The organism is Desulfomicrobium macestii (assembly GCF_014873765.1).
Taxonomy (GTDB): Bacteria; Desulfobacterota; Desulfovibrionia; order Desulfovibrionales; family Desulfomicrobiaceae; genus Desulfomicrobium; species Desulfomicrobium macestii.
In genome coordinates this window covers 40,692-52,783 of sequence record NZ_JADBGG010000001.1, presented here as the reverse complement: position 1 = coordinate 52,783, position 12,092 = coordinate 40,692, and the positions used below count along the sequence as shown (strand labels likewise).

Genomic DNA, 12,092 nt, shown 5'->3' with positions numbered 1-12,092 from the left:
TCACCGTAAACCGTCATTCGAAACGGGTAATGGAGTTAATGGACACCTGATCGGCGGGTGCGTGTTCGTGATCGCCCTGGGCCTTGACCCGGACTTTTTCAATTTTCTTGACCACATCCATCCCGTCAATGACCTGACCGAAAACGCAATAGCCGAACTCGTCCTCTCCCTGATGATCAAGGTCCGGGTTATCGACCGTGTTAATAAAAAACTGGGCGCAGGCGCTGTGCGGATCGGCGGTGCGAGCCATGGCCACGGTGCCCTCGACATTTTTGAGACCGTTGGCGGCCTCATTGGCGACAGGCGGCCGGGTAGGCTTTTCGCGCATCATGTTGTCGAGTCCGCCGCCCTGAACCATGAACCCTTTCACGACCCTGTGAAACAGGGTGCCTACATAGAAATCATCGTCCACATAACCCAAAAAATTGGCCACGGTCAGCGGCGCCTTGTCCGCGAACAGTTCAACCAGAAATTCTCCTTTGGTCGTGTCCACCAGGACCACCGGATTGCTCATTCTTTCCTCCAGAAAATGGTCTCCAATAAAGGAGCATAAAAATATACGGCTCTCCCCAATTTGGCAAACTCTTTGCCGTGTCCCGGCCAAATGGTTTCCTGGGAGCAGCAGGGCCCCGAAACGATGCGAATATCGCATGGCACGCGCATTCCCGCCAAGCGGGGCAACATGCCTGGATCATTCGTCAAAAAAGGTCAAAAGATCATCTTCAAGGCCGCGCGGGCGTGACTTCAACCCGAAGCCGCCGCACACCGCCGGGCCCTCACTCGCTCTTGCCCTTGCGATATCCTTCCTTGAAATCGTCGGCCGCGTTTTCAACGCCCTTGACCGTCTTGCCGGTCACCTCACCCACGGTCGAGCACCCGGCGCCCAAAAAGGCCGCAAGACAGACCAGCACCACCAATTTTTTCAACATCAAAACCTCCATCACGGACATGCGCCGGGACTTCAAAGCCCCGCCACGCGCTTCGTTCAATCCTGCCGGCCTTTTTGGCAGGCGGACCTGTCGCAGAGACCGCCCACCTTCCAGCCGTCAAACGAGGCATAGTCCTCGCGGGGCTCCACATGGATGGTGGTCTGGCTGCCCGGCAGGCCTGCCTTTATGGCTTCCTCGATCTCGCAGCACAGGTCGTGCGACTCCTGCACCGTCATGGCTCCGGGCACGAGCAGATGAAAATCCACGAATCTGACGACTCCGGATTTGCGTGTGCGCAAAGCGTGAAAACCCGATTCAATCCCGCCGATACGCCTTATGGCATCCGTGATCAGGACAACTTCATCCGCGGGCAAACCGGCGTCCATGAGCCCCGCTACCGACTTTCGAACCAGGCCCAGTCCGGTCCAAACGATGTTGACGGACATGATGAGACCCAGGATCGGATCAAGTATCTGCCAGGACGGTGGCGCGAAATGCATGACCGCCAAGGCGGCCACCAGCCCGGCCGAGGTCCAGACGTCGGTCAGCAGATGCCTTGCGTCGGCCTCGAGAACGATGCTGTCGTAATCGCGGGCAGCCCGGAGCATGATCCTGGCCACCGCGAAATTGACGACACCGGCCAAGGTGGCCACGACAATACCCGTGCCAAGGAAATGCAGCTCCTGCGGGTGCAAAAAGCGCTGTACCGAGGCGTAGGCGATACCCAGCGCCGCGATACAGATCAATATGCCTTCCATGCCGCTGGAAAAATATTCGATCTTGCCATGCCCGTAGGCATGGCTCTGATCGGCGGGACGATACGCCAGGATAATGGCCATGAGCGCGATGAGTCCTGCGGTCAGGTTGACCACGGACTCCACGGCATCGGAAAAAAGCCCCACCGACCCGGTCAGGAAAAACGCCCCGAATTTCAGGGCCATGGTCAAAAGCGAGGCGCCTATGGAAAGATAGGCATATTTCCGGGCTTGGGCCAACATCGCGGACCTCTTTAGATTTCAGGCGCTCCGGCTGGAACCAGACAAATGAATGTCAGCGCCGCGTCTCCGGCGTTGCGGATTTGATGCTCCTGGTCCCCGGGCACGAAGACGGCGTCTCCCGGAGCGACACGGATCCATTGACCATCGTGGTAGACCTCGCCTTCGCCCGCGTGAAAAAAGATCTCGTGCTCCCAGGCGTGGGCATGGCGCGGGGTATGTCCGCCCGGCGCAAGATCAAAGCGGCGCATGCAGAAATTGTTTGCGCCATCGACTCGCCCGATGACCACCCTGCCCGTCACCCCACGGGCGACTTCCGAATCGAAATGCACGGCCTGTGCGGCCTCGGTAGGCATGATTTTCATTTTACCCTTTCCTTCCGGCGTGTTGCAAAGCCGGTTCAGTAATTCCAGACATCAAAGAAATTGAATCCGATGAGCACATGCACATCCTTGCGCACGGACAAGAAAACGCTTCCGCGTACCGGACAGTAGGAAAATTTTCCGTTGTCCAGCATCCAGAAATCGTCCGTACGATCCTGGACAATGGCGAAGGAGTGCCGTCTACCTGCGAACTCGACCGAAACCACGCCCAGTGAATCGTCGGGAAAGCCGGCGTCACGCAACCGGTGCATTATGGCGATGGACTGATCCAGGCTGATCCCGCGTCCCTCGTTCATGGTCACCGACGAAGGACGCCAGAGGTCTCCGAGCTCGTGCCTGATCTCAAGCAGGGTGCGCCGGTGGATGCGGCGCATGAGCGGCAGGTCCACCGCGCCCTTGAACTCCTTGGTAGGGCGGTCGTTTTCAAACGTCATGGACTCCATCTGCGCCTTTTGCCAGGCACAGACATCATCATAAAGGGGGCTGTTGCGAACCCGGTCGTTCTTGACCAAGGGCCTCCTGCCCGGCCGCAATCCGTAGAGACGGGCGCGCAGAGCCGACAGCATGTATCCGGACCAGTATTTCAAGGCATTCATTCATTGCTCCTCGTCGACGGTGGACGCTTCTTATTCAAGATCAGAGCGTTGTTTGTCAATTTATGCGAAATCCCGCGCCGCGTTGACAAAAAACAAGACGCCGCATATTGATTGGGTATTCAATTTAAAGAGTTAGCCTGTTTTTCGCCTTCGCGTTCTCCACTGTCCGCCGGGGCGGACATTTTTCAAAGCTTCGAATCACCCTATTTCTTTACCCACCATCAGACGCACGAGAAAAACCATCATGGCCACGGGACCGACAAAAAAAGAACTGCTGCTCAAGGCTGCCAAGGAACTGTTCAGCGAACACGGTTATTCGGAAACGACGTTCAAGAAAATCTCGGAACGGGCCGGCGTGGCTCTCGGGCTTCTGACCCATCACTTCGGCAACAAGGAAAAGCTTTTTCTCACGGCCGGACTCGATGTCGTGCATGAACTCGTCCAGACCATGCGCACCAACCTGCAAGGCGTCCCCAATGGCCTTGAAGCGGTCCGCACCTTCGCCAAGACATATTTCGACTTCGCCCGCAATCCCCGTCAGGATTTCATGGTCCTGGTACGCTGCTCACCATTCAGCGATCTGAAAACCGTCGAAGACAAGGACGTGATGATCCGCAACTTCTCGGAACTCTACGAAATTCTGGAAGAATGCGTGGAACGCGGGGTACGGGACGGCAGCATCCGCGAACTCGACCCACACGAAACCTCTGTCGTCGTTTTCTGCAACCTGGTCGGCGGCATCCGGCACGGCCTCTTGACCCCCTACGGGGACGACGGACTGTTCGACGATATCGTCGATTTTGTCATTTACGGCCTGAAAGCCCGCTAGCCAGGAGCTTCCTCCGTTTTCCAATTGGCCTTTTGCCCCGGCAAGGTATATCGGGAATCAATCTCCCGGACACTTTTTCACCATCCGCACGGACGGTGCAGGAGCAGACCATGCTTGAAAAAAGAAAATGGCCACGATTCGCATGTCTGGAACCTTGCGACATGCTCCCTGCCACGAAAAATGCCACCAAACGTCCCTCGCGGGTTATCAACTACTGCTACAACGGACTCCTGCTCGAAACGGACATACCGCTTGGCGCAGGGCAATACATCAAGGTGGATGTGCAGGGAAATGCCCTCGGCAACAACGTGACAGGTATCGGAAAACGGGTGGGACGCGTGCGCTGGTGCTCGACCCGGCCAGAACGCTCTTCCAACTGTTTCGAAATGGGCATCGAGATGCTTGGCGGCGTCAGCGACGAAGTCCTCGGCTGAAAAAACACTCCGCGGGGTAAGCCGATCCCGGCAGACCTGAACGACTCTTCGCCACGGTCATCAAGCATCCAGGCATCGGGCCCTTGGCAAACCGGCCAAGCAGTTGCAACTCCCGGAAGCATCCTTGCGGGAAACAAGTGCTTGAGCTTGACGTCTTACGCGGCTATGAGGGCACCATCAATTCCTCGCAAAGCCCGGGCGTGGCCGTGCAACGCCGATTGAAGCATCATCTGGGCCATCGCCTAAACCGCACATGGACGTATGACAAAAAAGAATCGACATAAAATCCACCGGCCTGTCAACCTGTCCCTGAAGCGCAAACCCGCGCCTTCCAGACTGACCATGCCCTTCTTCGCCTTCATGGGCGCGCTGCTTATCGGAGCCGCCATTTTTTTCAACTTTCTCTCCCCCAACGAAACGCAGTCCAGCATCGACTGGAGCGCTCAAGGCATTGCCACCCGCCACGAATACCAGGACATCAAAGACGACGGAGCATTTGCCGATCAGGAGCAGCAGAGCGAGGAACTGCCCGAGGCATGCGCCCCACGGGAGCCTGAAATCACCCGCATGAGCGACACGATAAAGCGCGGCGATACTCCTTCGACCCTCCTGGAAGGGCACCTAGGACTCTCCGAGATCTATTCCCTGTGCAACGAAAGCAAGGACTTCTATCCCCTGGACAGTCTCAGGGCAGGCCAGCCCTGGACCATGATCTATTCCAACAAGGCCCTGATCGGCCTGGAATATGAAATCGATTCCAACGAACGTCTGGTGGTTTCCCTGACCGATTCCGGCTATGAATTCCGGCGCGAAGCCATCCCCTACGAGATGGAAACCAAAAGCGTATCGGGAGTGGTTGAAAGCAGTCTGTTCGGAGCGGTGACCTCCGCCGGTGAAAGCGAGGAACTGGCCATCAGGCTGGGCAATGTTTTCGCCTACGACGTGGACTTCACACGGGACCTGCGCACCGGGGACTCGTTCAGAGTCATCGTCGAGAAAAAATTCAGGGAAGGCAAGTTCGTCGGCTACGGGCAACTCATGGCGGCCAGCTTCACCAACCAGGGGCAGACCTACCACGCCTATCAATACACGGACAAGAAAGGCAACACGGCCTACTACGACGAAAAAGGACGTCCGCTACGCAAGGCGTTCCTCAAGTCGCCGCTGCCCTTCACACGCATCTCGTCCGGCTATTCCATGAGCCGCATGCACCCCATCCTGAAATACAGACGTCCGCATCAGGGCATCGATTACGCCGCGCCCACCGGAACGCCGATCAGCACGGTCGCCGACGGAATCATCGCCCAGGTAGGCTCCAACAAGTCCCAGGGCCGTTTCGTGCGCGTGATCCACAGCAACGGCTACGAGACCATCTACAATCACATGAGCAAATTCGCCAAGGCTTCCAAGAAAGGCGCCAAGGTGAAGCAGGGCCAGACCATCGGCTATGTCGGCAGCACCGGCTACGCAACGGGCCCGCATCTTGACTTCCGCATGAGGCAAAACGGCAAGCTCATCAACCCCTTGAAACTCAAGACCATGCCGGCCGATCCCATCGCAAGCAAGGAGATGCCCGCCTTCAAGGCCGCCGTGGCCGCATACATGGAACAGCTCGAAGAGCCCGTCCAGTCCGCAAGCCTGGAGCAGCCCTCCACGCCCAATCCATAGTCCGGCGAGCCGGAACCCTTGTTCCGGCACACCGGTCGCGCACAGCGCCCGCCACAGACATCCCGGGCCATGTCCTGACCCGCGAGCATCATTGCCGCACAATCTGCTCCGACGACTCCAAACCCAGGCGCGCAAGACAGACTTCCCGTCCACCATCAAGCCGGCGCATCTGCAAAAGCACCTCGCCGTCTTCGGTCATGCCGTGCCGAACTTCGACCTTGTCCCCATCCCTGACTTCCCGCACGTGACGAATGCGCACGCGGCCAAAAGGCGTTTTCAGGCCAAAAGTGCCCAGATGGTCCGCGATCCAGTCCAGGTAACGCAGGTTGTTCATATGCCCCAGGGCATCCATGTCACTTGCGCGAACAGTGCGGATGTCAGAAGGACAACCGTCCCACGGCGCCTGCAATTCCGGCAGGGGCCCCTCAAAGACCGACGCTGGCACGACCTCGGCCGGCAGATGAAAAAAGGACTCGGCCTTGCATGGACGTCTTGTCGCAAGATCCAACCCGAGCCAGGCGCTGGTTCCCCGGGCGACCAACTGCCCGCTTTCGTCCAGGATGCGGTAATCGCGATGGCATAGAATCCTTTCGGCCCGTGTCGGCCAGGTCGTGATCCGCAACACCTCTCCCAGTCCAGGGTATCGCGTCACGTGCATGGCCTGTTCGCGCAGCACCCAAGCCATGTTCTTTCCAGCCAGCCGCTCCATGCCAAACCCAAGGCGCTCGGCATGCCCTCCCGCGCTTTCCTGGGCGAATCGGCACAGGGACGCAAGTGTTATCCTGCCGGTTGCGTCCGTATGAAAGAGCTGAATCTTCCTGCCTTGCTCAAAAATCATCCCGCCTTCTGTATCCATCTGAAAATCCCTTTATAAAAACAGTTTTCAACCAGGGTCGACGTCGCTCAAAAAAAAAACCTTGAATAAGGGGAGCTGGCCATCCTGGATGCCTCATTAAAAAAAATGTCGCCTGCGCGGAACTACGCACAGGCTCGCGCGCGATGTTGTGTAACGGCCTTCAGGATTTACGCCATGGCGATTCGCACATCCGCGAGCACCCAGCCTGTGGGGTGCCCTTCATGTTTTTTTTGCGACGCCCAAGGGTCTTAGTTGCATGATCGACCGAAGATGCTTAGGAACCGAAATAGATCAAAAACAATATCCTAACCGACCATGTACGTTTGACACACGAAAAACCCGGAGGAGTACTTATCGCACCCCCTTTTCCGAGCAAAAACACGATATTGATCGTTGATGACGAACCCGTCAACATCAAGGCCCTCGAAATAGTCCTGGGCGACGAGCATGATCTCACCTACGCCACCACGGGAGAAATGGCTCTGGAAATGGCTCGCGCCGAGCCTCAGCCGGACCTCATCCTCATGGACATCGTCATGCCCGGTCTGGATGGCTTTGAGGTTTGCGCAGAACTCAAAAAGGACGCAAAGACCCGCAACATTCCAGTCGTTTTTCTGACCGCCAAATGGGAAACCTGCGAAGAGGCCAAGGGGCTCGAACTTGGTGCCGTGGACTACATACGCAAGCCCTTCAGTCCTCCGATCATTCGCGCCCGGATACGCAATCATCTGGAGCTCAAGAGAAATCGCGACCTGCTCGAAAACCTGTCCACCCTGGACGGATTGACCAACATCCCCAACAGGCGCAGGTTCGACGAAATTTATGTTAATGAATGGACCAGGGCCTTGCGCACAAAATCACCCCTGTCCCTGCTTTTCATCGATATCGACCACTTCAAAAACTACAACGACCTCTATGGTCACATGGCCGGCGACGACTGCCTCAAGGCCGTGGCCCGGGTTCTTCAGTCCTCGCTTGGCCGCCCGGCCGACTTTCTGGCCCGTTTCGGTGGAGAGGAGTTCATCATCCTGCTCCCGGACACAAGCGAGAAGGGATGCCTGCACCTGGCGGAAAACATCCGCGACGCCCTGAAAAAATTGCATCTCGAACATCAGGATTCCTCGGTCGCCGATTACCTCACCGTGTCCATCGGTGCGGTGACCTGCAACGATATCGCGCAGTGCGACCGCGCCCTGCTCCTGGAACAGGCGGACAAGCTGCTCTATCAGGCAAAGCACGACGGCCGGAACTGTGTCAGGGCGAAAAGCCTGCCCTGAGCAAAAGACAAATTGACTTTGGGCTCCTGCCTGCCCAAGCCTAAGGCGGGCAGGAGCAAGGGATGACAATCAAAACGTCACGGAGGGCATGATGGAACTGACTGGAAAGAAATTCGTGCTTCTGGTTGAAACGCAGTTCAATGACCACGAATTCTGGTATCCCTACTTCAGGCTCAAGGAAGCCGGAGCACAGGTCGTTGTAGTCTCGGGCAAGGCCGGGCAAAGCTATGAGGGCAAATACGGAACTCCCGCCAAATCCGAAAAGGCTCCGGCGGACATCAAGGTGGCCGACTTCGCGGGGATCATCGTCCCGGGCGGATATGCCCCCGACCACATGCGCAGGGATCAGAACACCGTCAGCCTGGTCAGGGCCTTCGACCAGCAGGGCAAGATCGTCGCGGCCATCTGCCATGCGGGCTGGGTTCTCGTCTCGGCGGGCATCCTCAAGGGGCGCACGGTGACCTCATTTTTCGCCATCAAGGAAGATCTGATCAACGCCGGGGCCAAATGGCAGGATCACGAGGTCGTCATCGACAAGAACATGATTACCAGCCGCACGCCTGATGATCTCCCGGCCTTCATGCGGGCCATCATCGAAGCCGGCAAGGCTTAGGTCAATCCGGCAAAAGAACGCCTAGGGACGATGCAGGACCAGCCGGGCAATTTCGTGGAAAAGCTCCTGCTCACGCACGACGCCCACGATCCTGCCGTCCCGCCCGACGGCCACCCGGCGACGGTTTTCCGCACTCAGAAGATCGGCCACCTGCATCAGGTTGGCGTCACTGTCCACCACTGGCGGCCTCGGGTTCATGATGTCGCGCACGCATTTGGACTCAAGGTCGCGAACCCGGGTGTTGAAAAGCCCCTGCCAGAAAATTCCCGAGTATTTCACGCCATGGTTCGTCTCGCCGCGCACCGCCGAAATATAGTCCGGCCGGAGCGCCTCGATCAGATTGCGCATGTTCAGCACGCCCACCAGCTCTTCCCCCTCGAACACCAAAACTGCCCGATGTCCGCACTCCATGATCAGACCCGTGGAAATGAAATTTTCCGCCGCGATCTTGAGGCGCTCTATGCCCTCCCTGACCGTGCTCGACGCCTGCACGCAGGTGTACTCGTCGATGGGGATCATGAGCTCGGCGATGGTCCGCTCCCGTTCCTGGATGCCGGTCTGCGGGCGGACGGCGTCGAGGATGCGGGCCACAAGGACATCTATGTCGCAGGGCTTGCACAGGTAATCGAACGCGCCGGCCTCATGAGCCTTCCGCGCTGCCCGCTCATCGCCGTGTCCGGTAAGGATGATGACCCTGGCTTTGGGCTTCATGCCCAAAATTCGCGGCAAGGCCTCGTCTCCGCTCAGTCCCGGCATTCTCACGTCAAGCAGCACAACGTCGGGATTGGCGGTTTCCAGAAATTCCAAAGCCTGATCACCGTTTTCGACCAAGCTGACCACAAAACCCTTGTGTTCCAGAATTTTTGCCATCGTTTCCCGAAAACGAGCCTCATCATCAACAATGACAACATGCGGTCTGCCCACGGCGACTCTCCTTGTCTCTTCCTTTTGAAAATCAATTGTCCGAAGAAAGTTTCCACATATCGTAAGCCGTCTTGATCCTGTCAAGAAGGTGGCTCATTTCAATCGGTTTGATCAAAAAATCAAAAGCGCCGCTGGTCAGGCAGACGGCTGCATCATCCGAAGTGGCGTGACCGGTGAGAATGATCACCTGCACGGCCGGGAGGCTGCCCTTGATTTCCCGGAGCACTTCCTGTCCCGTCATTCCGGGCATCTTCAGGTCAAGCACGACCACCTGACATTTCTTTTCCCTGAGAATTCCCACCACGTCCCTGCCAATGGAGCAAAGCTCCACGTCAACGCCCTTGCGCCTGAATATCTTGGCCGCGGTTTCCAGATAGCTTTCCTCGTCATCGACAAGCAGGACCCGCAATGCATCATCCATAGTCACCTCTTAGTAAGCTCGCATATACACGACAGACCGGGCCTTGATGAAAGAGACCGGCAGGGCGGATGCACCTCTTTCCGTCAATCCGCGGAAGATGAAACCCTGGGCAGGAGGAGAAAAAAAGCCGACCCCTGCCCCTTCACGCTGGTAAAATCCAGAACACCCTTCATGCTCTCCACAATGCCATGGCACAAGGACAACCCAAGGCCGGTACCGCTTCCGGCGGGCTTGGTGGTGTAGAAGGGCGTAAAAATAAGCTTCTGCTGATCCACGCCGATCCCGCTCCCGTTATCCCTGATCTCGACACGCACCTGGTCGGCACCCTCGGCCGAACATGAGAGCACGATTTCTCCGGGCCTGATATTGGAAACCTCACTGACGGCGTACATGGCGTTGTTGAGCAGATTCAGAAGAACCTGCTGCAAACGGGCAGGATCGACATGCACAAGCAGCCGAGAAGCAGGCATGTCGACATGCAGGGCGATATTGCTCAGCTGAATCTTTTTTTGGATCATGGTCAGAACTTCAGGAATGAACTTGCCAAGATCGATGTTCTGCGCCTCGGAGTTTCCCGCCCGGCCGAAACTCAAAATCGAATGGGTGATCCGCGCGCAACGGTCGATCTGAAGCTTGAGCTGATTGATGCTCGCAGCCATCTCGTTCACGTCATTCAAAAAAGCGACGTCCGACGCGGCCCTGTCCCGAAAATCCTGCAACAGCATCTCCATGTAGGCCTGATCGCTTTTCATGATCTGCAAGGGGTTGTTGATCTCATGTGCAAATCCCGCAGCCATCTCGCCGAGTTCAGCCAGCCGTCCGGCACGATAGAGCTGTTCTCGCAGCACCTCACGCTCCTCGTCACGCTGCCGCAACATTTTTTCGACGTAGCCGGTCAGGTAAAGCGAGGACAGGAAGACAACAATGCCTGCGGAAAGCAGAGACATCCCCATAAAAAGGACCGTAGAGTCAGCGGCGCTGAAAATCGCGCCCATCTGTTTACGCGCAGCCAGAATCCAACCGCCATGGCGCAGGACAACGCTTGAATATGCCGTATCGGAACGCGAGTCGTGGAATGCCGTCCCGACTCTTTCCATGAAGACATGTTCAACCAGTCCGCGCTCTCTGGTCAGAATCTGTCCGCCGCTTCCGGCAATGACTTCCCCTTCCCGGTTGACGAGAAACAGTTCGGTCCCCTCGTCGCGGACATCCATGAGCATCTGGGCAAAAATTTCCAAATCAAGGGACGCGCGCAGGATGAGCGGCTCATTTCCGGAGTTTAACCGCAACGCCACAATGCAGTGAGGCAGGCCCATCTGCCCGGAGATGACGCCACTTACGCTGCTGCCCCTTTGCAGCGCCTCACTCAGCCACTGTCCGGGGACGATGTGCGTGCCTGTGTAAACGCTGGGCCCCGCATAAGCCTTCACCAGCCCCTCCGGGTCGATCAGGGCGACATCGACAAGCCGCGTGTGCTTGACGGAAAGCCTGTCAAAAACATCACGCAACCCGATGGAATCGGAATGTTCGGACAGATGGACCTGGGCCATCGTCAAGTCACCCAGGAAATCATCCAGAAAAAGGTCGACGACTCGAGCGCTGCCTACTGAGAGGAGTGTCAATCTGCCGAGCGCTCCCTGCTGGACATGATTCCAGAAAAGATACCCGCCCGTCCCAAGTGCCAGCAGCACGGGAATGAAAGGAGCCAGCAGCATGGCCGCGAAAAAATTCCGCTTTATGGTCTGTCTTGTGTACTGACGCATGTCTTCCCGCTAGCGAACCCCAGCCTCTTCGAACGCCGTGTATGTTGTTTCCACTATTGTCTTCAAGGCCACGGGCTTGAGCAGGTACGAATAGGCCCCGTATGCCATTCCGCGCAGCCCCATTTCCTCGCCGCCATGCCCAGAGAGCAGAATGACCTGGATCTTGGGCCATGCGAGCTTGATCTCCCGCAAGGTCTCGATCCCGTCGATTCCCGGCATCATCACATCGAGGATGACCACATCGTAATGCTCTTTGCCAAGCAACAGCAACGCCTCCTGCCCGCTGCCAACTCCCGCGACCTTGAACCCCCTGCGTTCCATGCGCTTGACCAGGGTTTCAACAAAATCCTGCTCGTCATCGACCACAAGAACCGACGGGCCTGCATGCACAGATGCCATCTGTG

At 57.3% G+C, this 12,092-nt stretch carries 15 protein-coding genes; 5 read left to right on the top strand and 10 right to left on the bottom strand.

Annotated elements, in window-relative coordinates; translation table 11 throughout:
* Window positions 1-13: 13 nt before the first annotated feature.
* The 5 genes from H4684_RS00250 to H4684_RS00230 form a co-directional block, all read right to left on the bottom strand.
* A complete protein-coding gene (locus tag H4684_RS00250; protein WP_092188381.1) occupies window positions 14-514 on the bottom strand; it encodes a peptidylprolyl isomerase in 501 nt (166 codons plus the stop codon).
* 262 nt (window positions 515-776) lie between these two features.
* Window positions 777-929 carry a hypothetical protein gene (locus H4684_RS00245; RefSeq protein WP_153304598.1) on the bottom strand — a complete coding sequence of 51 codons (153 nt, stop codon included), beginning with the start codon at window positions 927-929 and terminating at the stop codon, window positions 777-779.
* Window positions 930-985: 56 nt separating this feature from the next.
* Window positions 986-1,927, bottom strand: a complete 942-nt coding sequence (locus H4684_RS00240; RefSeq protein ID WP_192622469.1) for a cation diffusion facilitator family transporter — start codon at window positions 1,925-1,927, stop codon at window positions 986-988.
* An 11-nt stretch (window positions 1,928-1,938) separates the two neighbouring features.
* On the bottom strand, window positions 1,939-2,289 hold the full coding sequence (locus tag H4684_RS00235) for a cupin domain-containing protein (protein WP_092188385.1): 351 nt from the start codon (window positions 2,287-2,289) through the stop codon (window positions 1,939-1,941).
* Window positions 2,290-2,324: 35 nt separating this feature from the next.
* Window positions 2,325-2,903 carry a hypothetical protein gene (locus H4684_RS00230; RefSeq protein ID WP_192622468.1) on the bottom strand — a complete coding sequence of 193 codons (579 nt, stop codon included), beginning with the start codon at window positions 2,901-2,903 and terminating at the stop codon, window positions 2,325-2,327.
* A gap of 244 nt (window positions 2,904-3,147) precedes the next feature.
* Here H4684_RS00230 and H4684_RS00225 point away from each other — a divergent pair, with 244 nt between their 5' ends.
* From H4684_RS00225 to H4684_RS00215, 3 genes are all read left to right on the top strand, one after another.
* The gene (locus tag H4684_RS00225; RefSeq protein WP_192622467.1) at window positions 3,148-3,732 is read left to right on the top strand and encodes a TetR/AcrR family transcriptional regulator; all 585 of its coding nucleotides are present in this window, start codon (window positions 3,148-3,150) and stop codon (window positions 3,730-3,732) included.
* Window positions 3,733-3,842: 110 nt separating this feature from the next.
* Complete coding sequence (locus H4684_RS00220) at window positions 3,843-4,166, top strand: hypothetical protein (RefSeq protein ID WP_192622466.1); 324 nt, start codon at window positions 3,843-3,845, stop codon at window positions 4,164-4,166.
* 261 nt (window positions 4,167-4,427) lie between these two features.
* Window positions 4,428-5,834 (top strand): M23 family metallopeptidase, encoded by a 1,407-nt coding sequence (locus H4684_RS00215; RefSeq protein ID WP_192622465.1) that lies wholly within the window; start codon window positions 4,428-4,430, stop codon window positions 5,832-5,834.
* A gap of 88 nt (window positions 5,835-5,922) precedes the next feature.
* Here the strand turns inward: H4684_RS00215 and H4684_RS00210 are convergent, their stop codons facing one another.
* The gene (locus H4684_RS00210; RefSeq protein ID WP_161948999.1) at window positions 5,923-6,672 is read right to left on the bottom strand and encodes an acyl-[acyl-carrier-protein] thioesterase; all 750 of its coding nucleotides are present in this window, start codon (window positions 6,670-6,672) and stop codon (window positions 5,923-5,925) included.
* A 404-nt stretch (window positions 6,673-7,076) separates the two neighbouring features.
* Between H4684_RS00210 and H4684_RS00205 the strand changes: the two genes are divergently transcribed.
* On the top strand, window positions 7,077-7,967 hold the full coding sequence (locus H4684_RS00205; protein WP_264080929.1) for a GGDEF domain-containing response regulator: 891 nt from the start codon (window positions 7,077-7,079) through the stop codon (window positions 7,965-7,967).
* A 91-nt stretch (window positions 7,968-8,058) separates the two neighbouring features.
* Entirely contained in the window at window positions 8,059-8,580 is a 522-nt protein-coding gene (locus tag H4684_RS00200) for a type 1 glutamine amidotransferase domain-containing protein (RefSeq protein ID WP_092188397.1), read from the top strand.
* 21 nt (window positions 8,581-8,601) lie between these two features.
* Here H4684_RS00200 and H4684_RS00195 read toward each other — a convergent pair whose 3' ends face one another.
* From H4684_RS00195 to H4684_RS00180, 4 genes are all read right to left on the bottom strand, one after another.
* The gene (locus H4684_RS00195; RefSeq protein ID WP_092188399.1) at window positions 8,602-9,504 is read right to left on the bottom strand and encodes a response regulator; all 903 of its coding nucleotides are present in this window, start codon (window positions 9,502-9,504) and stop codon (window positions 8,602-8,604) included.
* Between the two features lie 31 nt (window positions 9,505-9,535).
* Window positions 9,536-9,925, bottom strand: coding sequence for a response regulator (locus tag H4684_RS00190; RefSeq protein ID WP_092188401.1), 390 nt, complete (start codon window positions 9,923-9,925; stop codon window positions 9,536-9,538).
* 83 nt (window positions 9,926-10,008) lie between these two features.
* A complete protein-coding gene (locus H4684_RS00185) occupies window positions 10,009-11,688 on the bottom strand; it encodes a sensor histidine kinase (protein WP_192622464.1) in 1,680 nt (559 codons plus the stop codon).
* A gap of 9 nt (window positions 11,689-11,697) precedes the next feature.
* Window positions 11,698-12,087 carry a response regulator gene (locus H4684_RS00180; protein ID WP_092188405.1) on the bottom strand — a complete coding sequence of 130 codons (390 nt, stop codon included), beginning with the start codon at window positions 12,085-12,087 and terminating at the stop codon, window positions 11,698-11,700.
* Window positions 12,088-12,092 lie beyond the last annotated feature (5 nt).